20 protein-coding genes are annotated in these 21,825 nt (G+C 44.3%); 19 read left to right on the top strand and 1 reads right to left on the bottom strand.

Translation table 11 applies throughout. The features are described from left to right. The first annotated feature begins 8 nt into the window (after positions 1-8). The 7 genes from AC58QC_RS04405 to AC58QC_RS04375 all read left to right on the top strand — a co-directional run bounded on the left by AC58QC_RS04405 (position 9) and on the right by AC58QC_RS04375 (position 6,976). Positions 9-899, top strand: a complete 891-nt coding sequence (locus AC58QC_RS04405) for a carbohydrate ABC transporter permease (RefSeq protein WP_497413963.1) — start codon at positions 9-11, stop codon at positions 897-899. Positions 900-973: 74 nt separating this feature from the next. After that, complete coding sequence (locus tag AC58QC_RS04400) at positions 974-2,572, top strand: extracellular solute-binding protein (RefSeq protein ID WP_497414074.1); 1,599 nt, start codon at positions 974-976, stop codon at positions 2,570-2,572. A 132-nt stretch (positions 2,573-2,704) separates the two neighbouring features. Then, positions 2,705-3,145: a MarR family winged helix-turn-helix transcriptional regulator gene (locus AC58QC_RS04395; protein ID WP_497413962.1), complete on the top strand. Its 441-nt coding sequence runs from the start codon at positions 2,705-2,707 to the stop codon at positions 3,143-3,145. Positions 3,146-3,184: 39 nt separating this feature from the next. After that, positions 3,185-4,105 (top strand): AEC family transporter, encoded by a 921-nt coding sequence (locus AC58QC_RS04390; protein ID WP_497414073.1) that lies wholly within the window; start codon positions 3,185-3,187, stop codon positions 4,103-4,105. 97 nt (positions 4,106-4,202) lie between these two features. After that, a complete protein-coding gene (locus AC58QC_RS04385) occupies positions 4,203-4,505 on the top strand; it encodes a hypothetical protein (RefSeq protein ID WP_497413961.1) in 303 nt (100 codons plus the stop codon). Between the two features lie 35 nt (positions 4,506-4,540). Next, positions 4,541-4,909, top strand: coding sequence for a DUF423 domain-containing protein (locus AC58QC_RS04380; RefSeq protein ID WP_497265437.1), 369 nt, complete (start codon positions 4,541-4,543; stop codon positions 4,907-4,909). A 192-nt stretch (positions 4,910-5,101) separates the two neighbouring features. After that, positions 5,102-6,976 carry a putative bifunctional diguanylate cyclase/phosphodiesterase gene (locus AC58QC_RS04375; protein WP_497413960.1) on the top strand — a complete coding sequence of 625 codons (1,875 nt, stop codon included), beginning with the start codon at positions 5,102-5,104 and terminating at the stop codon, positions 6,974-6,976. Between the two features lie 42 nt (positions 6,977-7,018). On the opposite strand, the gene AC58QC_RS04370 is transcribed toward AC58QC_RS04375, so the two are convergent. Then, complete coding sequence (locus tag AC58QC_RS04370) at positions 7,019-7,516, bottom strand: hypothetical protein (protein ID WP_497413959.1); 498 nt, start codon at positions 7,514-7,516, stop codon at positions 7,019-7,021. Between the two features lie 630 nt (positions 7,517-8,146). Between AC58QC_RS04370 and AC58QC_RS04365 the strand changes: the two genes are divergently transcribed. The 12 genes from AC58QC_RS04365 to AC58QC_RS04310 all read left to right on the top strand — a co-directional run bounded on the left by AC58QC_RS04365 (position 8,147) and on the right by AC58QC_RS04310 (position 21,639). Then, complete coding sequence (locus AC58QC_RS04365) at positions 8,147-8,449, top strand: YunC family protein (RefSeq protein ID WP_497413958.1); 303 nt, start codon at positions 8,147-8,149, stop codon at positions 8,447-8,449. 275 nt (positions 8,450-8,724) lie between these two features. Further along, entirely contained in the window at positions 8,725-9,465 is a 741-nt protein-coding gene (locus AC58QC_RS04360; protein ID WP_497414072.1) for a basic amino acid ABC transporter substrate-binding protein, read from the top strand. A gap of 84 nt (positions 9,466-9,549) precedes the next feature. Next, a complete protein-coding gene (locus tag AC58QC_RS04355) occupies positions 9,550-10,197 on the top strand; it encodes an amino acid ABC transporter permease (protein ID WP_497264576.1) in 648 nt (215 codons plus the stop codon). Between the two features lie 12 nt (positions 10,198-10,209). Continuing rightward, the gene (locus tag AC58QC_RS04350; RefSeq protein ID WP_497414071.1) at positions 10,210-10,932 is read left to right on the top strand and encodes an amino acid ABC transporter ATP-binding protein; all 723 of its coding nucleotides are present in this window, start codon (positions 10,210-10,212) and stop codon (positions 10,930-10,932) included. A gap of 754 nt (positions 10,933-11,686) precedes the next feature. Further along, positions 11,687-13,063, top strand: a complete 1,377-nt coding sequence (locus tag AC58QC_RS04345; RefSeq protein WP_497413957.1) for a sensor histidine kinase — start codon at positions 11,687-11,689, stop codon at positions 13,061-13,063. 17 nt (positions 13,064-13,080) lie between these two features. Then, a complete protein-coding gene (locus tag AC58QC_RS04340) occupies positions 13,081-13,305 on the top strand; it encodes a sensor histidine kinase (protein ID WP_497413956.1) in 225 nt (74 codons plus the stop codon). Positions 13,306-13,312: 7 nt separating this feature from the next. Beyond that, entirely contained in the window at positions 13,313-14,875 is a 1,563-nt protein-coding gene (locus tag AC58QC_RS04335; RefSeq protein ID WP_497413955.1) for a response regulator, read from the top strand. 143 nt (positions 14,876-15,018) lie between these two features. Beyond that, positions 15,019-15,708, top strand: a complete 690-nt coding sequence (locus AC58QC_RS04330; protein ID WP_497414070.1) for an ABC transporter ATP-binding protein — start codon at positions 15,019-15,021, stop codon at positions 15,706-15,708. Next, complete coding sequence (locus tag AC58QC_RS04325) at positions 15,698-16,732, top strand: efflux RND transporter periplasmic adaptor subunit (protein ID WP_497414069.1); 1,035 nt, start codon at positions 15,698-15,700, stop codon at positions 16,730-16,732. The genes AC58QC_RS04330 and AC58QC_RS04325 overlap by 11 nt, the downstream gene beginning before the upstream one ends. Positions 16,733-16,795: 63 nt before the next feature. After that, positions 16,796-19,690 (top strand): ABC transporter permease, encoded by a 2,895-nt coding sequence (locus tag AC58QC_RS04320; RefSeq protein ID WP_497413954.1) that lies wholly within the window; start codon positions 16,796-16,798, stop codon positions 19,688-19,690. A 2-nt stretch (positions 19,691-19,692) separates the two neighbouring features. Further along, positions 19,693-20,577, top strand: coding sequence for an ABC transporter ATP-binding protein (locus AC58QC_RS04315; RefSeq protein WP_497413953.1), 885 nt, complete (start codon positions 19,693-19,695; stop codon positions 20,575-20,577). A 207-nt stretch (positions 20,578-20,784) separates the two neighbouring features. Then, positions 20,785-21,639: a M15 family metallopeptidase gene (locus AC58QC_RS04310; protein WP_497413952.1), complete on the top strand. Its 855-nt coding sequence runs from the start codon at positions 20,785-20,787 to the stop codon at positions 21,637-21,639. The last annotated feature ends 186 nt before the right edge of the window (positions 21,640-21,825 follow it).

The raw sequence follows: 21,825 nt of genomic DNA, 5'->3' as shown, positions 1-21,825 counted from the left end.
GACAGCACTTGCGAACCAGAGGAATTGATTCCGTTACATTCAATATAATTGCCTATCTCGTTATTATCGCGATTTCTATAATTTGTATATTTCCCTTTCTACTCATCATTTCGGGCTCCTTAACAGACAATGAATCCATAATACGTGATGGTTATCACCTCATACCAAAAGATTTTTCAGTAACAGCTTACAAAGCGGTACTTACCTATCCTGAAAAAGTATTGACAGCCTACGGCGTCACCATCTTCGTTACCGTGGTTGGGACGGTTCTTGGATTGTTCATGATGACCATGGCCGGCTACGTGCTCCAAAGGAAAGATTTTAAATATCGCAATAAGCTTTCCTTCTATATTTACTTCACCACGCTGTTCGGTGGAGGCCTTGTCCCATGGTACATCATGATAACGAAATATCTGCAGTTAACAGATACCTATGCGGCACTGATTTTCCCAGGGCTTATGTCTCCCTTTCTTATTATATTAATGCGCAGCTTCATTAAGTCTTCGATTCCTGAAGAGCTTACCGAGTGTTCTAAAATTGATGGCGCGAATGATTTTACGATTTATTATCGTGTCGTGCTGCCTCTGGCGATGCCTGGGATTGCCACAGTTGGATTATTCCTTGCCTTGCATTATTGGAATAGCTGGTTTTCGACATCGCTCTTTATTAATGATCAGAGCAAATATGAGCTGCAGTATTTCTTGTACAACATCATCAACACAGCAGCAGCAGTTTCTTCACTGGGAATTAGCACAGGTGCAACGATGAGTCAGGAAATACCGACGGAATCTACGAAATTAGCAATGGCTATTATCGTAACAGGTCCAATTCTATTCTTATACCCATTCGTTCAACGCTTCTTCGTAAAAGGCCTAACCATAGGCGCTGTCAAAGGTTAGAACTGTAACGGAATCATTCCGTCAGCTAACATAGATTGTTTCATCCATTTTAAATTTGCACAAATAAAGGGAGGATTTACATGAAAAGAAATGCGAAGAAGATGTATAGTGTGTCTATGGCAATTGCACTTGCCGGCTCCGTTGTTGCAGGGTGCAGCAGCTCCACATCCACAAGTTCTCCGAGTCCTTCCGCAGCAGCAGAAGCAACGAAAGCACCTGAAGCGACTGCAGCAGCGTCAGTAAAGCCAGCAGGTCTTGATACATCCAAGAAAGTAGAATTGCAATTTTATATGCTAGGACCTGCACCGAAAGATCTTCCTGTCATTGAAGAAGAAATTAACAAGCTGGCTTTGAAGGATTTGAACGCGACAGTTAAATTCAACTTCACAACATGGACGGATTGGGATCAAAAATATAAGCTTCTGCTATCATCGGGCCAAGCGGTGGATCTGATCTTCACAGCGGAGTGGACACAATACCAATCCTATGCCAAAAAAGGAGCCTTCCTGGCACTGGATGAGCTGCTTCCTAAAGCAGCCCCTAAATTAAATAGCTTCGTACCGAAGGATATGTGGGAAGCTGTCAAAATTGACGGCAAGATCTTCACTGTTCCTGCCACATATAAAGAGTATGTAACGACAGGTTTCATCTGGCGTGAGGACCTCAGAGAGAAATTCAATTTACCGAAACCGGATTCCCTTGCTAATTTCGAAGCGTATCTAGCTGGTATCAAGAAAAATGTGCCTGATATGGTACCATTGGCAGCGAATAGTGATGTAAAGGGCAGTCTTTCTGATCAATACAAAAACTTGACAATCGATCCAATTGGAGCCGTTCCTTACGGGTTGAACATTGGATATAAAACGCCATCAGAGGTTGGCTTGTATTGGGGCTCCCCAGAGCACTTGAATGAGCTGAAAGCCATGAAGAAATGGCAGGATGCCGGCTACATTACGAAGAACGTCCTGAATACGAAGGATGCCATGACAGACCTGATTACAAGCGGAAAAGCAGCAGCGAACTTAGGTGATAATCCTACTCGTTTTAACGATCAAAAGTTGAAAATTGCTTCTACACACCCAGATTGGAAGCTTGAATACTACCCAGCACCAATGATCAAAGGCCATGCGGAGCCGGTTCACCCGATTCACAACGGGTTCGCGATTCCAAAAAGCAGCAAAAACGCTGAGCGTGCACTTGCGTTCTACGAAAAAATGGTAACTGACAAAACTTACAATCAATTGACAGAGTACGGTATCTTAGGTAAAAACTATTCAGTTGATAATGGCTATTATTCCATGATCGGTGACAGCAACAGCAACGGTTTCCCTAGAGAAGCTATGCAAGGCTGGGCTTGGAGAAATCCTGAGTTTATGTTGTTTGACAAAGGTTATGATGGCGTGAAAAAGATCTTCACTGATCTGGATAAAATTGCGACACCTGATAAATACACAGGCTTTGCAGAAGACTACACAAGCTACCAAGCTGAAAGAGCGGCATTAGAGCAAGTGGAGAAACAATATCTGTATCCACTTCAAGCAGGTCTAGTTGCGGATGTTGAAGGCGGACTGAAAACATTTATGGAAAAAGCCAAAGTAGCAGGACTAGATAAAATCCAAGCGGAATACAAGAAGCAATGGTTGGAGTATGTGAAAAGTCAAAATATTAAATAAGTAAGCGTAATAAGAGGAGGAGCGCCCAACGTAGGGGCGCTCTTTTCACTTTGTATTGACAGTCGGAGGCATTTTGTTTAAATTGGAAGCAAATCGATTGTTCACAATATGACGGAGGGAAAGGAAACGACAATGAGCAGCAGTGAATTTTTGAAGCTGGAGAATCAGCTTTGTTTTAGCTTATATGCGAGCTCCAGAGCGATTACTCGCATGTATCGCCCTTTTCTCGAAGAGCTCGGCATCACCTATCCGCAATATCTCGTTCTCCTTGTGCTCTGGGAGCAAAAGGAAAGTACGGTTAAGGAGCTTAGCGAGAAGCTTGATTTGGATTCAGGGACGCTGACTCCGATGCTCAAGCGGATGGAAGCGCAGAAGTTGCTTGTTAGGAACCGCTCACAGGAAGATGAGCGGGTCGTACTCATCCGCATCACGGAGTCGGGTCTAGCACTCTACGAGCAGGCGCTCTGCATTCCACAGACGCTGTTTGCTTCAAGTGGATTGTCACCAGAGGAAATTGCGAATTTCAATGAGCAGTTGAAACGAATTATTACTAGCGTGAATGCCTCAATGTAAGGAGCATCATGGGGATTCTCGATGAATCGAGGCTTTGAAATGAATTATTTCGTATATATTCTTATCAATAATATTGTACCAATTTGCATTATGATCGCGATTGGCGTGACCATGTATCGCGCCTTTCGTATTGATATTCGAACATTATCGAAGCTCAATTTCTATGTGTTTTCCCCTGCGCTTGTTTTTGTGAAGCTCTATGAATCCGAAATGAGTCTATCGATCCTTATGCAGGTGCTCTTATTTTTTGTTATTTTCTTCAGCTTGTTATTCGCGATCATTGAACTGATCATTCGCATTCAGAAGCTGCAGCGCGGCATGCGGATTGCCATGCGGAATAGTGTTATTTTCTATAATAGTGCGAACTATGCTCTGCCGCTGAATCAAACCGTATTTGGCGGCAATGCCTATACGTTAGCCATTCAAATTGTTATTATGATTATGCAGACACTCATCCCGAATACCTATGGGATTTATACGCTAAATGCACATAAAGCCTCTTGGAAAGCTACCGCGAAAACGATACTATCGTTACCAGTTATTTATGCGATTCCCATAGCCCTGTTGCTGCGTTATTACCATATACCGGTACCATCGTCCATACATATACCGTTGACTTACATAGCGAATGCCTTTATGGCAACTGCATTGCTGACCTTGGGTGTACAGCTTGGAGCTATGAAATGGGAATTTCACTTCTCGAATGTGCTTCTATCGAATATGCTGCGCTTGGCGATTGGGCCGCTGCTAGGTTTCTTCGTAGTTTGGATGTTGGGGATTGAAGGCTTGACGGCGAAAGCGTTAATTCTGTCCTGCGCAGTACCTACATCACTGAGTAGTGTACTTCTTGCCATTGAATATGAAAATGAGGCCGAGTTTTCGTCACAGGCGGTCTTTACATCAACACTATTTAGCATGTTTACAATCCCAGTTGTCATATATTTGTTGGATTTTATTTGAACATTGTAGGGTATCATGAAACTAGCAGGAATATCGACAATTTTCGGCGAATGGGTACTTATACCTAAACTTATCCAATTCAAGGGGGATACATGCCATGCGCTACGAATTTTGCCAGTATGTTACGATTGTCGATATGAATGATGAGATTTTGTCTGAGGTGCTCTTTGAACATGGGGAATATGAGTCTAATGCAGTTGCCATTGGTTCCTCCGTTCTAATTCATCAGCTGGGGTTGAGGCAGTTCGATGTCGTCTACGACAAGCGAGAAGGCAAGACGACTCGGTATAAAATCGAAGATATTGAGGTTAATTTAATTGAGCAGCCCACGGTGACACGTGTTTTCTTGGAGCCTGTTCAATTGATTGTAGGCCAACATGATATTGGTGAAGTCGAGTAATCCATTTTAGCTGTGAAAGGAAATAAAGTCTTATGATGAAATTGTTTATGCTGATTGGAAGCTTGAATGCTTTCCTATCCGTTGCTTTAGGTGCTTTTGGAGCCCACTATTTAAAAACGAAAATTCCCGATAAGATCGATGTGTTTCAAACAGGGGTTCATTATCACATGATTCACGCGGTTGCGTTACTTGTGATCGCGCTACTGTCGGACAAGCTGGGAAATACTTCACTGGTGAATGCCTCTGGATGGGCAATTTTCATCGGAATTATCTTGTTCTCAGGTAGTCTGTATGCATTGAGCTTGACAGGACTTAAGGTCTTCGGACCTATCACACCGCTAGGTGGATTGAGCTTCCTAGTAGGTTGGATCCTACTTGCTCTAGCTGCGCTTAAAATAAGATAGGAAGAAGAGCCGGAGAAATCTGGCTCTTTTTCGCATTTTATGGCAGGTTAGCAGGAAATGGCACAACCTTTGTAGAAAGAAAACAATGAATGGAAATGAGACCGTGATTAAAGAACTACATCTGGGAGCAAGATCGGAGATCAATGAAATGCTTCCCTAACGAAGATTGAACAATATAAGGAGGCCAATTTCGTGAAAAATCGGCTCTATATTGGCGTATATGTCGTTGCAGCCATATTCGTTAGCCTTTTCGTAAAGCCGCATGCCCCGTGGATTTGTCTATTGGGCGCACTCGCGCTGCTTTACCTGCTGCGTGCTAAAAGGATGCTGCGACGACAACCTACTCCCAAGGAACTACCAAGGGATCATGCTTATCTTAGTGTGTTGGATTCCCTTTTTGAACATAATCCCAATGCGATCGGTATCTTTAATGATGAAGGCAAATTCATTCGTATGAATAAAACGGCGGAATCAATTCTGGGGTATACGGTCGAAGAGCTCATGCATCAACCATTTACGAATATTGTAACGGAAGAACAGTTGAAGCGTACAGAGTGGCAATTGCTACAAAGCCGTAATGGGATCCCTTATACCTTTGAGACTTCTGTACATCATCAGCGTGGTTATCGCGTAGATTTGCATGTAACGGCTGTTCCTGTTGATATCGATCACCATTCCAAAGGAAACATTCTGATTTGCCAGGATGTAACAGAACGTAAGCGTGGCGACGAGCAAGTCCGTTATATGGCTTATTACGATGATATGACTGGACTTCCGAATCGGCGGTCATTTAAAGATCATCTCAATGAACGACTTCGTGCTTTCAAAGCGGATGGGCAAAAAGTCGCGGTGTTTTATTTGGATATTGACCGATTTAAGCTAGTAAATGATAGCTTTGGACACGACTATGGGAACATGCTGCTGCTTCAGCTAGCCGAGCGTTTCACGCGATGCATAACCGCGGAGGATTTCCTAGCGCGTACGGAAGGTGACGAGTTTGCCTTTTTCTATTCGAATGTTGAAGATGTGAATGATGTTATGACCGTCATTGCGGAGATCAATCGTGTATTGGAGAAGCCGTTTCTCCTAGAGCAGTATGAGCTTCATGTCACAGCAAGTATAGGCGTCGCGATTTCCTCAGAAGATACGGATGAAGCGGATCTGTTGATGAAATATGCGGATATTGCACTGGCTAGGGCCAAAGAGAAGGGCAGAAACGATTTTCAGATTTTCAATACAGATATGAAATCCGTGTCAATTAATCGTTTGAGGCTGGAGAATGAGCTGCGAAGAGCGCTAGTCAATGATGAATTCGTACTGTACTACCAACCTCAGGTGGATATTGAATCAGGGCGAATTGTTGGGGTAGAAGCCTTAATTCGTTGGAATCATCCGGATAAGGGCATGGTTATGCCAAATCATTTTATCCCATTAGCTGAAGAAAGCGGTTTGATTGTACCTATCGGTGAATGGGTACTCCGTGCGGCTTGTAAGCAGAACAAGAAATGGCAGTCAGAAGGGTATTCCCCTATTCCCATCTCGGTGAATTTATCGATGCGACAGTTTTTCCAGCATAATCTGAAAGGGAAGATCAGCCATGTTTTAGAGCAAACTGGGCTGGAACCGCAATATTTGGAGCTGGAAATTACCGAAAGTATGACGATGGATGTTGATCATGCGATACAATCACTGCTTGAATTGAAAGAACTTGGTGTAAATGTGAGTATCGATGATTTCGGGACGGGCTATAGTTCCCTCTACTATTTGAAAAAATTTCCGATTGATAAGCTGAAAATAGACCGGTCCTTTGTGCGCGATATTATGGTGGATCCGAATGACGCGGCCATTGTTGCGACGATTATTGCTATGACGCACCATTTGAATCTGAAGGTGATTGCTGAAGGTGTAGAGACTGAAGATCAATTGAAATTCTTGTATCAAAACCGATGCAACGAGGTTCAGGGCTATTGGTTTAGTCCTCCCGTTGATAGCATGGAGCTTGAGCATATGCTGAGAAATGGCATTTCCGTTACAACGGTTACGACTGCAGCTGCGTCAGGTGAATAGAAAAAGGTACCCTTGCTGGCTGGTCAGCAGAGGTACCTTTTGTTAATTTGATGTCACATAATCATCGATTTCATTCAGCTTGAACAAGTATACCTTCTTCTCATCGACATGATACACAGTAACATTCTGGCTGCTAGTATCAAAATTAAGGATCCGACAAGGGAGATTCAGCTTGATGCCTTGCGCTTTGATCACTGTCAAACGGATCAAGGTATTATTGGCTTTGAATGTCTCTAACTGTTCAACAATGTGCATGGCAGCTGCTGAATCGGTTGATTTCCCTGCCTGAGTTGGCGAAGGAGCAGGAGTTGCTGGCTTTTTATTTGAATGAAGGGAAGCTGAACTTTCTTGTTTCGTGTTCAGTTCAATGAGTTGACCAAGTTGAATACCCTTAAGTATTTGATAATCTTTAACGTTATCAACATTTAACAAATGAAGGAGCTTTTCCATTGCAAGGCCGTTTGTGTCTTCTTCAATTAAAATCTCTACGGTGAATAAATGTCCATTCTTCGGACTTGTGTTTGAATTCCGCTGGTTCATCATAGCCTCCATACTGCATTGAAATCGCACTTATCTTAACTATATCATGATATTCTAACCAAATGTAGCTTCCTTTTGATAAAAGGTATTTTCATAGGTAATATTTGTATTGCCTACTATTCACTGGAGAAGTACTATTATTTTAATGAACGATTTAGTTGGATTCGGAGGAATAGCAAGCTGTCACCTCCAATAAAATTTGAAGTAGATATAGAAGAAGGAAGGTTGAGCTATGAAGTGGATCGTACTCGTTATTATCCTATTTGTTGTCCTTCTTTTGGGTTATAAAATTATTTTGAAAATTAGAGACAGGGTTGCGACTACGAAGGTTATTAAAATGTCTTTACAAAGCAAAAAATCATCGAGGATAAATAAGCAAATGTGTTCGTTTTGTCGGAAGAAGGAAAAGAAATTGTCCTTCTACTCAGATGAACAGGGGAGAGTCGTTGGTGTTTGTAAAGTATGTAAACCACAAGCTGAGCGGAGAGCTTTAATGAGGTTATAAGTTATAATAAATGTCCTTTTCACAACAAAATGGAAAATCACACAGAATCTTTACAGTGACCTCACACCGTACTAGCCGCGGGCGCATATACTACCGTAAGACTGCGAAGAGGAGCTGTGCAGAGCATGATGCGCGTAGAACCCATTCTTCTTGAAGGACATACAGCAATCGCGATAGAGGTTAAATTGCCGAAGACGACCTTGCTAGTTGTGACAACGGATAAAGGTTACATTATGTGTGGAGCGCTCGATGTGGCGCTGCTCAACGAGCGATTAAGTGACAGGAATATTGTAGCGGCACGAGCCACTGGGGTTCGAACGATCGAGGAGCTTTTGGAAGCACCGCTTGAATCAGTAACTCATACGGCTGAAGACCTCGGCATTGTAGCCGGGATGACAGGTAGAGAAGCTATTTTGAAAATGATGTAGATCAGCTCAATTGGCAAGATGGAACGCTTGGGTCTTTAGGACCTTAGCGTTTTTTGCATTGTGCATGGCAACAAAGCAGCTTAAGCATTTCGTGCATGAGACTAAAATTCTATAAAAGTTCATACTTCCTGCAATTACCTTGCCGATTTAATGAATAAAGGTGTTGTTATTTTATTAACCAAGTGTTAATATATGATTCGTCCATTACATAGAACGGGGGAAAATAAGTGAAAAAGTTAATGATTTCTGTCGTAGCAGCAGCTTTGGTTTTGACAATGGCAGGGTGTGGCTCAAAAGATAGCGGTGGGACAAAAATTAAATTTGCAACAGATGCAGCCTATGCACCGATGGAATATATGGATAAAGACAAGGTGGCTGGTTTTGATATCGACTTCCTTGCTGAAGTGATGAAAGAAGCAGGTCTTTCTTACAGTGTTACAAACACTGGCTGGGACACCATGTTGACAAGCGTTCAACAAGGTAAAGAGTACCAAGCTGGGATTTCCAGTGTATCTATTACAGATGAGCGTAAACAAACGTATGATTATTCCGCTCCTTACTTCGAGTCAACGAACATGATTCTTGTTAAAGAAGGCAGCCCGATCAAAAGTGCAGTCGATTTGAAAGATAAAAAAGTAGCGGTTCAAATCTCTACTACAGCGGATACGCTTATGACGAAAATCATGGGTGGCGATAATAAGTCCCTGAAACGTATGGATAATAACACGCTTGCGCTTATGGAACTTGAGAGTAACGGTGTAGACGCAGTTGTTGCGGATATTGCTATTATTCGTGAGTATGTTAAAAATAATCCGAACAAAAAATTCGTTTCGATTGCGGATGCGAAGAATTTTGAATCCGAGTACTACGGAATCTTGCTTCCGAAAGGCAGCGACCTTAAAGCGAAGCTTGATCCAGCGATCAAAAAAGTAATCGAGAACGGTAAATACGCGACTGTGTACAAAAAGTGGTTCGGTCAAGAGCCAGATACGAAGAAATTGCTCGATCAAAAATAAAAAGTTCAAAAGCATGCGTGACTTAACCTTACGCATGCTTTTCTTCTGTAAGTAGCAGAATAATTGATAGAAAGGAAGTGTGGAATGGATTTTCGTTTTGATATCATTCTAGATTATGTTCCCTTGCTGCTGAAAGGTACGCTATGGACGATTGGTATTTCCATTCTCTCCATCTGCTTCGGTTCCGTATTGGGGCTGGCAGTTGGTTTAGGCAAAATGTCACACCGCGGCTATTTGAGATGGCCAACGAGTATTTACGTTAACTTTTTCCGCGGCACACCGCTGCTTGTTCAAATATTGCTTGTCCACTTTGGTGTTGTGCCCTTATTCATAGGCTCTACCAACCCGATCATTGCATCGATTGTTGCATTGTCCTTAAATTCAGCAGGATATATGGCAGAGATTTTCCGCGCAGGGATTCAATCCATTGATAAAGGCCAAACAGAGGCCGCGCACTCACTGGGAATGACACATTTCCAAACGATGAAATCCGTCATTTTACCGCAAGCGATTAAGCGAATGATTCCGCCTTTCGGAAATGAATTTATCGTTTTGATCAAGGATTCCTCGTTATTTGCGATCATTGCTGCACCTGAACTTATGTATTGGTCAAATGCGATGCGCAGCCAATATTTCAAGGTTTGGGAGCCATATTTAACAGCTGCACTTATTTATTTCATTCTTACCTACTCTCTTAGCAAGCTTCTTGGCTATATTGAAAGGAGAGTATAACTTATGACAGCTTTGATTGAAGTAAGGAACCTGAAAAAAGCGTTCGGAGATAACGTTGTTCTGCGTGACATCAGCACGGAAATTAAGCATCAAGAGGTGCTGGTTGTGATTGGACCTTCGGGTTCAGGGAAATCGACATTTTTACGATGCTTGAATCTTTTGGAACAGCCTGATGGCGGAACGATAACCATTGAAGACCGTAACCTCATGGATCCTACGAATAAAATTAATGAGATCCGCATGGATTTGGGCATGGTATTCCAACGGTTTCATTTATTCCCGCATATGAAGGTTATTGATAATATTATGCTTGCGCCTATCCAAGTGCGGAAATGGCCAGAAGATAAAGCGCGGAAGAAAGCGCTGGAACTATTAGCTAAAGTAGGACTCGCAGATAAAGCCAACGCGCTTCCGGACTCATTGTCAGGTGGTCAGGCGCAGCGTGTTGCGATTGCTCGAGCACTTGCGATGGAGCCGAAAATTATGCTGTTCGATGAGCCGACCTCAGCGCTTGATCCTGAAATGGTTGGTGAAGTGCTTAACGTCATGAAGCAATTGGCTAAAGAAGGCATGACGATGGTTGTGGTTACCCATGAAATGGGCTTTGCACGTGAAGTTGGTGATCGCGTCATGTTCATGGAGCAGGGTGTTATTGTGGAGGAAGGCAAGCCAGAGCAAATTTTTGAGGCGCCGACCCAAGAACGTACAAAATCGTTTTTGTCTAAAGTGTTATAGTACTACCCCAGATAGAGTCGCTTAAGCGGCTCTATTTTTTTTGTCCAAAAAAACAACATCTAAGCGTAGTGAGGTGAACGCTCCAGCGGGGAACCCGGTGCTGCGAAAGGGAACTACGTTCCGCTATTTCGCGATAAAAGGGTAATCCGATAAGCTAACGGAACATGGTTCCGCTAATCTCTTGATTTTAGGGGATTTAGAGCACGAATCGACTAAATAGCGGAACCACGTTCCGCAACCTTTCGATTTTGAGCTATTTTAGGCAAATAGCGGAACTACGTTCCGTAACTTCGGCGTGATACGGAGATATCGCGATCCAGAGCGGGAGTAGTATGTTCCGCTCAGCTTCTTTGCAAGGCTAGTTCACCAAACTCCTCTTTTAGACAAATTAGCACACTCACGTTCCCTAATGTATACGCGTCCTCTCTGTTCGCAATGTTTCTCTAACGTATGCTTTCTGGGGACGGTGGATGGTGGAAGCAGATTTCGGTGAGATGGGGGGATAAACAAATGGCTGATCTTAATAAGTAGATTCATCTACTTTTACCAAAAAAATGAGATGGAAAAAATTCCAATATGCTATGATGGAAGTTAAGGTAACTAATCTATTCGAAACGAAAGGTGACGTATGCCATCGTTGTTCACTCATCTCTTTAACCGATACCAATTACGTGTGTTTCTTTTTATACTCTTGGCGATTACCTTGCCATTATTCTTTTTACTTTATGTTGGCAATCAGCAGTTTTCATCGTATATGGAGAAAACATTTACGAATGCCGTGGATCAGCAACACGATCAAATCATTACGGGATTACAACAAGAATTGCACGCTATTGCGGAAATGACCCATCGACACGCCGAGGATTATGGTCTTATCTCATTAGCCAAGCTCAGAGATTCATCTTCACAGACTGCCAAAGAACTAAGTAACTATGCGAATGGCTTATTATCTGAGCAAACGTTTCAAAATCGTTATATCGAGCAGGTTTGTCTTACGATTCGAGCATCTAACCGAACGCTATGTGCGCATAGTGGAGAATCGGAGGGGGCGCTAGTTTCTCGAGTGGAAAGTATGAACAAACGCTTTGAGCCTATTGGAGAAGAGTCTAGTCGTAATAATGCTTATCTGATGACGTATTCGGAGTCAATTATTGACAGTTTAAGTACGCAGGAGCTCGGTAAAGTTACCATTTGGATAAATATGAACAAGTTATGGAAGGAGTTCAGTATGAAGAGCTCTCCTCATGCCTACATGTTGATGGATCCGGATAAACGGGTGTTTTATCGAGATGGCGTTTACTCAGGGGAATTACAAGGAGTCGGCCAGGGAACGAGTAACATACGAAAGAATGGAACGATGATTGATTCTGTGAAACAGGTAGAGGTCATCGGAGAAGTCTCGTGGCTGTCTTATTATGAAGCTCCGTTGTCCTTACTTAGCGTTGAAGTATTTCCACATTACCGTACTTGGCTTATCGTCATAATCGCTTTAGTTATTGCGCTTAGCATAGGGGGGTTATTCCTTTTTATCGGATCGGTGACGAAGCCGCTCTATGTTTTGAAGGCATTAATGAATCGGGCGGAGCGTGGCGATCTGAGAGCCTATTGGACCTTCAAAAGCTCGAGCGAGTGGATGCAAATAGGCCAAAGCTATAATCAAATGTTGAATCGATTGGAAGATCTGATTAAGCAAGTGAAGAGGGAAGAATCCCTGAAAAAAGAAGCTGAAATGGAAGCGCTCCATTATCAGTTGAATCCGCATTTCCTCTACAATACATTGAATACGATAAAATGGGTGGCCAAGATCCATAAGACACCTCAGATCTCTGAAGTTGTAAGTGCGTTAGTTCGACTTTTGCAAGCTAGCTTAGGGAAAAAGGGTGATTTTATCACATTGCGTGATGAAATCGGGCTGACCCATGATTACATGGAAATTCAAAGATTTCGTTATGGGGATCTTATTCAGATCGTAACCCATGTGGATGAGATCACTTTAGGTTGTTTAGTTCCGCGGATGCTCTTACAGCCGCTTGTGGAGAACGCGATTATTCACGGTATTGGGCCAACGAAGCGTGAAGGTATCATTACGATCCGGACATGGTTAGATCGGGACTCTTGTTTTGTCAGGTAGAAGACAATGGCATTGGGATGCAGGTAGAAGAGGGCAGCTCAGGCTGGCAAGCCATGCATGCAACAGGAGGAGCGCAAGCTGATCGAATGCTGAAGGAGCGGATGAGCGGTGTAGGGATTTCACATATTCGGGAGAAAATTAAGTTGATCTATGGGCCTGAATTCAAGATGCATATTAGCAGTAAACCGGGTGAAGGAACCACGATTAGGATGTTTCTTCCCATCCATCAGGGGGAGGAGTGAAGGATAGATGAATGTGCTTGTTGTGGATGATGAACCTATCATTCGGCAAGGTTTACGTGAGTTGGTGGATTGGGAACTGCATGGCTTTACCTATGTGGGTGATGCAGCGGATGGCTTTGAGGCTTGTGAGCTACTAGAAGCATTGAATATCGACATTGTGATCACCGACCTCATTATGCCGCGAATGGATGGTTTAGCCTTAATACGTAAGATAAAAGATAGTCCAAGACCGATAAGTAGTATCGTACTGAGCTGTATGGATGATTTCACCTATGTGAAAGAAGCGATGAAGCTGGGCGCCAAGGATTATATTCTAAAACCAACGATGGAGCCTGAGACATTAATAGACATTCTGCTCGGCGTGAAGCGAGATCTCGAAATTCACCGGAATGAGCGAAAGGAACAAGGAATTAGAGAGCTTGAACTTGCATCGACCCTGCAGATGCAGCTTTCGACCCGATTGCAGGCGTATCTGCAATCGGGTCATGGTGAAGCTGAGCTGCAGGCGGAGCTGTTTGGCGCTGAAGCAGGCAGACCAGGGTCAAATGCTGCACCCAGCAGCCTCATCAGCCTGCTGCTGCACACCGGCTCCAGCGCAGCCGCAGGCTGGCGCTGGACCGGCTGCCTGGCGGCGCTGCCGCTTGCCGAAGGCAGCGTGCTGCTGCTGATGCCGGCAGCAGCCACAGACGGCGGCGCCATCGCCGCAGCCGCCGCGCTGGAGCGCGCGGCGCAGGTCCGGCTCGCAGACGCGCCGGACTGGTTCATTGGAGCCGGCGTCGTCCTTCGGCGGCTCCAAGATGTGCAGCCTGCTGCGCTGCTCCACGCGCAGCAGCTGCATGAGCGATTCTACGGCGTGAGCCGGAATCGCCGAATCGTGCTTGCGCCGGAGGCTGCAAGCACGCAGACCCTGCCGCTGCCGTATGACATCCGCAGCGATCTGCTGCGCTGTATCGTGCACGATAACAGCGAGGGGTATCTGCATCATGCGGAAATCCTTTGCGCCAGATTGAGAGAGCAACGCCACGAGAAGGATAAGGTGTTGTCCTTTATGCAAGAGCTGCTTGCGCTAGCCGCTGGTTATGCGCGTGAACGCGGATACGCAGAGATTGAACGCTACGAAGAAACGTTCGTTTATAACAAAGCATTGAGTCATTGCGTTAGCTTCGAACAGGTGACGGAACTTCTCCTGCAAGCGATGAGCATGCTTATGCAGAACACAGCGGCGCTTGGGAATGATCAGAAGAATCGCTCTAACAATACGTTTATCCGCAAAGTTCTAAGCTATATGAGGGAGAATTATGCATCCCCCATCAGTACATCGGACATGGCAGACCATGTTAGACTCAGCCGCAGCTATTTAAGTGATTTATACAGTAAAGAAATGGGAGAGTCCCTGAGCGAAACGCTGACTCGAATTCGTATGGAGGAAGCGAAGCGGAGATTGCGAACAGGAGAAATGAAGGTATACGAAGTAGCGGATGCGGTAGGGTTTCCTGATGCCAAAACGTTTGCAAAGACATTCAAGCGGGTTGTAGGTTGTTCGCCGAAAGAATTCGAGAAGCCTAATTAGGACTCTCTTCCTTACAATAAGTTGAAACCGAACAAACAGACACCTTTTCCAACAAAGGTAGTCTGTTTATTTATTATGTAAAGGTTTACATTTAAAGAGAAGATGCAGGATTAGCGTAAAAAGATGAGGTGTTAACTTTGACTATGCATGAGTATCAAGTGCCCATGGTGCAAGCCATTGGTGTAACGCGTGTATTTGGGAAGGGACAAGGGGCGGTTCATGCCTTGCGTGGAGCGAATCTCTCGATTCCCAGAGGCAGATTAGTGGCATTGCGTGGAAGGTCTGGTTCCGGTAAAACAACCCTGCTGAACATCATAGGAGCCTTGGACCATCCATCGGAAGGTGCCGTTTATCTAGATGGGATGGAGATCAGCACAATCTCCGAGTCCAAGCGTAATGAACTCAGACGGAAGCAGATTGGCCTTATCTTCCAATCATTTGCCTTAGTGCCGTATATGTCCGCTTACGAAAATGTAGAGTTCGGTTTGCGCATTTCGGGCATTCATCCCAGTCAATATAAAGCTTTAGCAGAAGAAGCACTCCATTTCGTGGGCTTGAAGTCGAGAATGAAGCATAGACCTTATGAGCTTTCTGGCGGAGAACAACAGCGCGTTGCGATTGCAAGAGCGATTGCTCACAAGCCTAAGCTGATATTGGCTGATGAACCTACGGCGGAGCTAGATAGTCGAATGGGGCTTCAGATTCTCAAATTGTTCAAGGATTTGGTGCAAGAAGGCATGACCATTATTTTGACTACACATGATCTGGCGATTATGGAAATTGTAGATGAAGTCTATGCATTGGAGGATGGTTCCATTGTCGATGAAGGTTAATAAAATCGCTTCAAAGCTTGTTCTTATTTCCGGCGCCATTTTCATACTTGCTGGCTGCTCGTTGCTGCCGAAGGAAGAAGAAGCGCTGAAGCCGCCTTTAGTTAAACCAGTCAAAGAAAATTTTGAGCTGTATGAAGTGAAGAAAGGCACCATAACGAGGAAGGTTAGTGCGGTTGCAACGTTTAAGTCGAGTAAAACAACCAGTTATTATTTCAAAGAAGCAGGTCATCGTTTAGCTGGAATGCGTGTTAAATTAGGCGATATCGTGAAGCAGGGTGATGTGCTGGCTGAATTGGAAAAGGGCGATTTAGAAACGAGGATTGCGCTTCAAAAGTTAAATCTGGAGAAAGCTCAGATTGCTAGCTTGCAAGCCAAGATGACTTCCCCAGATCAAGAGCTAACGATTCGTCTCAAAACCATAGATGTGGAAGCAGCGCAGCTGCAATTAGCAAATCTCCAAGCTGAATTGGCCAAAACGAGAATAACGGCAGATACCGGAGGGATCGTGACCTACTTGACGGATGCTCAGGATGGGAAGATCGTAGATGCCTTCAGTACACTTGTTGTCGTGTCAGACCCTACAAAGCTGCAACTATATTATGAGTCATCAGATAGCGCGACTCTTTCTGGTATTGAAGTTGGCATGAATGTAGACGTGAAGCTCAGTTCCAAAGGGAATGTGGTACAAGGTAAAGTGCTGCAAACCCCATCAAGCGCTCCTCCATCCGATAACAAGGCGCAATCTGAACGAAATGCCAAAACGATTATCGTAGGGATTCCACAAGGAACAGAAGGGGCAGAGATTGGTGCATATGGTGACATGACGATTAATGTTGAGAAACGAGAAAATGTCATCGTCATACCGAGAACAGGTCTACGGTCTTATCTAGGCCGTGATTATGTGCAAGTGCTGAATGGTGAAAGCCGTAAAGAAGTCGATGTTGAGAAAGGGCTTGTCACAGCTACGGAAGTTGAAATCCGAACGGGGCTTAAAGAGGGTCAGAATGTCATTTTAAATAATTAGCACGCTTTAAAGCTTATGCTACGAAGCTAGTTTTACTAAAGCAAAACGCTTAGGAGGATTACAATGTCTTTATTTCTGATGATTCTCCGTAAAATGGTGAAGAACCGCTGGTTAGAGCTAAGTTTATTACTTGGGCTAATTATTTCCGTAGCCCTTGCGAGCTCGATGCCGATTTATACGCATGCCATTTTGCAACGTATGTTGATCAAAGACTTGGAAGTACAACAAACCAATACACAGCAATATCCAGGACTTGTGGCTAACCATGCTTACTTTACAAAATCGAAAGACGGAGACAAACGACTAACGGAAACGGATGCTTTCATGGCCGAGACGAGCAAACGCTTCGGATTGCCGATTCTGCTTTCTACGATAACACGAAGTACAAAGACGTTTGATCTTACACCTAGCGATCCTAGTAAAGTAGATCCCAAAGTGCAACGGAATGGCGAAGTAGCTGCGATGACGGAATTGGAAAAGCACATTCGACTTGTTGATGGCGTCATGCCTTCGACTCAGATCGTAGATGGCGTTTATGAGGCATGGGTATTTCCAGAGCTGTTGACGAAGTTGAAAATTGTGCTTGGCAATGAAATAACTATCGCGAACAAAGATTTGAAGATAAACATTCGAATCAAGCCAGTTGCTGTAATCGACCGCGCAGATATTGCCGATATTTACTGGACCAATACGACGAAAGATTTGAGTTCTAGATTTTTCATTCCATACGCGTTATTTGAACAAGATTTTGCGAAACAAACGAATTTTATCGACATGTTTTCCTATTGGAATTACTTAGTGGACTATCATCAATTGAAGTTAGAGGGCATAGACAATTACAGCGCGACATACAAAGAAATGGATGCTTATTTTAGTCAAAATTTAGAAACCTATACAACTAGTAACCCAACGATAAGTACCTTACAAACCTATGGGGAAAAAGAGAAGAAGCTCCGCATCCTGCTGTGGTCATTGAATGTGCCCGTTTGTATACTACTTGCTTTCTATTTATTCATGGTCGCTAATTTGATTACGGAACGGCAGAAAACAGAAATCGCCGTGCTCCGAAGTCGAGGGGCAAGCCGAGCTCAGATTTTGATTGGATATGTGATCGAAGGCATTCTACTCGGTGGAATTGCCCTGCTAATCGGTCCTTTTATAGGGCTCCAATTAACGAAGGTCTTGGGTGCTTCGAATGGCTTTCTGACTTTCGTCCAGCGTGCTGCGATGGAAGTTAAGCTGGGTCAGGAGGCGTATCAATACGGATTGATCGCAGTAGTCGCTTCGGTTTGTATGACGCTCATTCCCGCTGTACTGGCTACACGTGTGAGTATTGTAGGACATAAGCAAACGCTCGCTAGGAAGAATAAGCTTTCTTTTGTGCATAAAATATATCTAGATGTCATCCTATTAATCGTTTCTATCTATTTATTGCAGAGCTTTAAGCGACGGATGGATGATCTGGTAGCGCTTGGATTAGATTCTATGGACATGAAGGTTGACCCACTATTATTTGTCGTACCCGCTTTATTCATATTCGCTATGGGGCTTTTCCTTCTGAGGATCTATCCTTGGGTCATACAACTGATCTATACAGTCGGTCGAAAATGGTGGCCAGCCTATTTATATTCAACGCTGCTGCAAGTGGGGAGATCGACCACACAATATCAATTCATCATGCTTTTTATCATTATGACATTGGCAACAGGTATTTTTAGCGCGAGTGCAGCAAGAACGATGAATAAGAATGTGGAAGAGAAAATTCATTATAAAAATGGCTCCGATATTGTATTGCAAACGGCATGGGATAATGACGCACCTCCTCCACAGGCAGGACCGCCAGGATCCTCTGGTGAAGGGAAAGCATTAGGCAGCGAAGGTGGGGGCAAGAAGCGCGTTCAATACGTAGAGCCGCCGTTTATACCATTTACGCAATTGACAGGCGTAGAAGCAGCAGCACGCGTATTTCAAAAGAATGATGCCTATATCGCAGTGGGCAAAGATACGAAAAAAACAACACTTATGGGGATTGATACCGACGATTTCGGTCGAACAGCCTGGTTCCGTGATCATTTACTGGATCATCATTTCTATGACTATTTGAATGTGTTGGCTACGGATTCCAAAGCAGTGTTGATTTCTAGGTCTATTGCCGAGGAAACCGGAGCCGGCGTGGGTGATGTGGTTCGAATTGGATGGAATGATGTTGAGGGGGCTACGGCTGTGATCTATGGCATTATCGATTATTGGCCCAGCTGGAATCCAAATCCGATCTTGACGGCGGTGGCGAGTGCCAAAAGCAACACCAGCTCAAGCAAAAGTAAAGTCGATGCACCAAAGCTTGTAATTGGACATCTTTCTTACCTTCAAAATAATTTAGCCGTAGAGCCGTATGATGTGTGGTTAAAGCTGAAGCCAGGTATGACGAGTCAAGCCTTGTATGAAGCGCTGGAACAGAAGCATATGTCGGTCACACGTTTAGTGGATACGAATATGATGGTGATTCGTTCGAAGAACGATCCCTTCCAACTGGCAGTAAACGGAGTTATGACCCTCGGATTTCTGATAGCGATGGGCATCAGCTTTATTGGATTTCTCCTGTACTGGTTACTCTCTTTGTATGGGCAAATTTTACAATTCGGTGTTTTTCGTGCGATGGGAATTTCCTATAGGCAGTTGATCGGAATGCTGGTCGCCGAGCAGCTTCTAACTTCAGGAGCAGCTGTGCTGATTGGCATGATCACAGGGAATACGGGTAGCCGATTATTCGTCCCCCTGTTCCAATTAACGTTCGATTCGTCAAGCCAAGTCCCGCCATTTCAAGTCAGTTTTGATCCGAGAGACCAACTGCATTTATACGTCATTGTTACGATTATGATCGGCATGGGATTGCTGCTGCTCGGTACGATGCTCTCCAGAATTAAGATTCATCAAGCCGTAAAGCTTGGGGAGGATTAAGCATGATTCACTGTGAGAATTTAGTTAAAATTTATAAAGCTGCTGATCTTGAAGTCGTTGCCCTGCAAGGGCTTGATCTCCACATTCAAGAAGGAGAACTGATGGCCATTATCGGCAATAGCGGCAGTGGGAAATCTACGCTGCTCAATATGCTGGGAGGGTTGGACCGACCTTCGGCAGGTAATCTGAGTGTGGATGGGAAGGACTTATTGAAGTTTAAGGAGTCTGATTTGGTAAAATATAAACGGGAAACCGTGGGCTTCGTCTGGCAAAATAATGCCCGTAACCTGATTCCCTATTTGACAGCATTGGAAAATGTGGAATTGCCTATTCTGTTGCAGGGACGGCGCAAACGCTATCGTGCGCTGGATTTATTGGATGCAGTAGGTTTGAGTCACCGGAGAAATAACAAGCTGGGTGAGCTTTCCGGCGGGGAGCAGCAGCGCGTTGCGATTGCGATTGCGCTGGCTAATCAGCCGAAGCTTTTGCTGGCGGATGAACCGACAGGATCCGTCGATACGAAGATGGCGAATCAGATCCTCGATTTGTTTCGTGAGTTGAATCGTAACTTTGGGCTGACCGTCGTGATCGTTACGCATGATCCGCTTCTGGCGAAGAAGGTAGACCGTGTTGTTGCGATTCGTGACGGCAAAACCTCATCCGAAATTCTGCGGCGCAAATCCTACCAAGAAGAATTGTTGGAACTGGAGCAGGGGATTATTTCGTCGGATGAAGATTCACATGTTGAGTATGCCGTCGTTGATAAGGCAGGCAGACTGCAAATCCCGGCAAACTACCTTGAATCCATTGGTGCTGCCGGAACGAATAAAATTCGTGTAGAGATGGAAAATGGACGAATTATCCTTCTTCCACAGGACAAAGCTTAAGGAAATTATCCGACTAGTCAACTGTAAACTTGAAACACGAGCTCGTTCCGCATAAAATATGAGAAGGCTGCGATTTAGGAGCTCACCTAAATGCAGCCTTTTTTTTGGCTTTGTTGAAATAACGCTAGATATGAAACTTTTTCTCCCGAGTAACGGTCTATTAATTTGAAAAGCTTTGAGAACTTCTAGGAGGCATGACGACAACGAATGAAAAATAAAAAGGAAATAAGCATTGCCTTGCTTATAGGGTTATCCATCTTAGCTGGTTGCGGCAATAAAAGTGAAGAAATGTCTACTATCCCACCTACGCCAACAGCTACAGTATCACCATCAGCATCTGTTTCACCAAGTGCAGGAGCGACACCGACTACGTCAGCGACTACTGTGCCAACGACTACACCAAAGCCCTCTGTGAAACCATCTGCTTCTCCTGCGGCAAGTACTACCCCGCCTAAGGATGGAGCGGTTCAAGTGATAGCTAGGCCAGAGAGCATAACGGTTCTTGTGAATAAGCAAAATATGCTCCCATCGAGCTATGAGCCGAATGATCTTGTCTATCCAAACATTGCCTTTACGTTTTCTGAAAAAAATGAAAAGCGTAAAATGCGGCAAGCTGCCGCTACAGCTATCGAGAAGCTTTTCGATGGATCGGCAAAGGATGGCGTCCAATTAGCCGGTGTATCTGCCTACCGTTCGTATGCTACACAGAAAGCTCTTTTTGACAGCTATGTGAAAAAAGATGGTTTGGAAAAGGCCAAAACGTACAGTGCAGTTCCTGGAACAAGCGAACATGAAACAGGGCTTGCCATTGACGTGTCGGGCATTAATGGGAAATGCGCAGCAACCGATTGCTTCGCAGGCACGAAAGAGGCTGTCTGGTTAGGGAAGCATGCTGCAGAGTACGGCTTTATCATCCGCTACCCGCAAGGAAAATCCACCATTACAGGTTATCAATACGAGCCCTGGCATTTGAGATATGTCGGAACAGATATTGCGATGGAGATCCAAGCGAAAAACTTGACGATGGAAGAATACTATCATACGGTTCCGGTCACCAACTAAGGCTTGCAAATAACCCCACAAGAATGTCGTCATTCGCGTGGGGTTGTTTTGTGTACCAGTAGATTGGAACCAAAGTTACGGAACGTAGTTCCGCTATTTTGGCGAATTACAGGTGATTATGAAAGTTGCGGAACGTGGTTCCGCTAATCTTGCAGAAACCTCCTGCAAACAGCTCAAAGCTAAGAA

Source organism: Paenibacillus sp. J22P51, from assembly GCF_059692215.1.
This window is presented reverse-complemented; position numbering and strand designations above follow the sequence as displayed.

Bases quoted from the DNA above. Each gene is read 5' to 3' on its own strand.
- AC58QC_RS04315 (WP_497413953.1), top strand. From the start codon at position 19,693: ATGATTCACTGTGAGAATTTAGTTAAAATTTATAAAGCTGCTGATCTT.
- AC58QC_RS04310 (WP_497413952.1), top strand. From the start codon at position 20,785: ATGAAAAATAAAAAGGAAATAAGCATTGCCTTGCTTATAGGGTTATCC.
- AC58QC_RS04345 (WP_497413957.1), top strand. From the start codon at position 11,687: ATGGAGAAAACATTTACGAATGCCGTGGATCAGCAACACGATCAAATC.
- AC58QC_RS04330 (WP_497414070.1), top strand. From the start codon at position 15,019: ATGCATGAGTATCAAGTGCCCATGGTGCAAGCCATTGGTGTAACGCGT.
- AC58QC_RS04360 (WP_497414072.1), top strand. From the start codon at position 8,725: ATGGCAGGGTGTGGCTCAAAAGATAGCGGTGGGACAAAAATTAAATTT.
- AC58QC_RS04390 (WP_497414073.1), top strand. From the start codon at position 3,185: ATGAATTATTTCGTATATATTCTTATCAATAATATTGTACCAATTTGC.
- AC58QC_RS04355 (WP_497264576.1), top strand. From the start codon at position 9,550: ATGGATTTTCGTTTTGATATCATTCTAGATTATGTTCCCTTGCTGCTG.
- AC58QC_RS04380 (WP_497265437.1), top strand. From the start codon at position 4,541: ATGAAATTGTTTATGCTGATTGGAAGCTTGAATGCTTTCCTATCCGTT.
- AC58QC_RS04320 (WP_497413954.1), top strand. From the start codon at position 16,796: ATGTCTTTATTTCTGATGATTCTCCGTAAAATGGTGAAGAACCGCTGG.
- AC58QC_RS04365 (WP_497413958.1), top strand. From the start codon at position 8,147: ATGATGCGCGTAGAACCCATTCTTCTTGAAGGACATACAGCAATCGCG.
- AC58QC_RS04325 (WP_497414069.1), top strand. From the start codon at position 15,698: ATGAAGGTTAATAAAATCGCTTCAAAGCTTGTTCTTATTTCCGGCGCC.
- AC58QC_RS04370 (WP_497413959.1), bottom strand. From the start codon at position 7,516: ATGAACCAGCGGAATTCAAACACAAGTCCGAAGAATGGACATTTATTC.
- AC58QC_RS04385 (WP_497413961.1), top strand. From the start codon at position 4,203: ATGCGCTACGAATTTTGCCAGTATGTTACGATTGTCGATATGAATGAT.
- AC58QC_RS04395 (WP_497413962.1), top strand. From the start codon at position 2,705: ATGAGCAGCAGTGAATTTTTGAAGCTGGAGAATCAGCTTTGTTTTAGC.
- AC58QC_RS04335 (WP_497413955.1), top strand. From the start codon at position 13,313: ATGAATGTGCTTGTTGTGGATGATGAACCTATCATTCGGCAAGGTTTA.
- AC58QC_RS04340 (WP_497413956.1), top strand. From the start codon at position 13,081: ATGCAGGTAGAAGAGGGCAGCTCAGGCTGGCAAGCCATGCATGCAACA.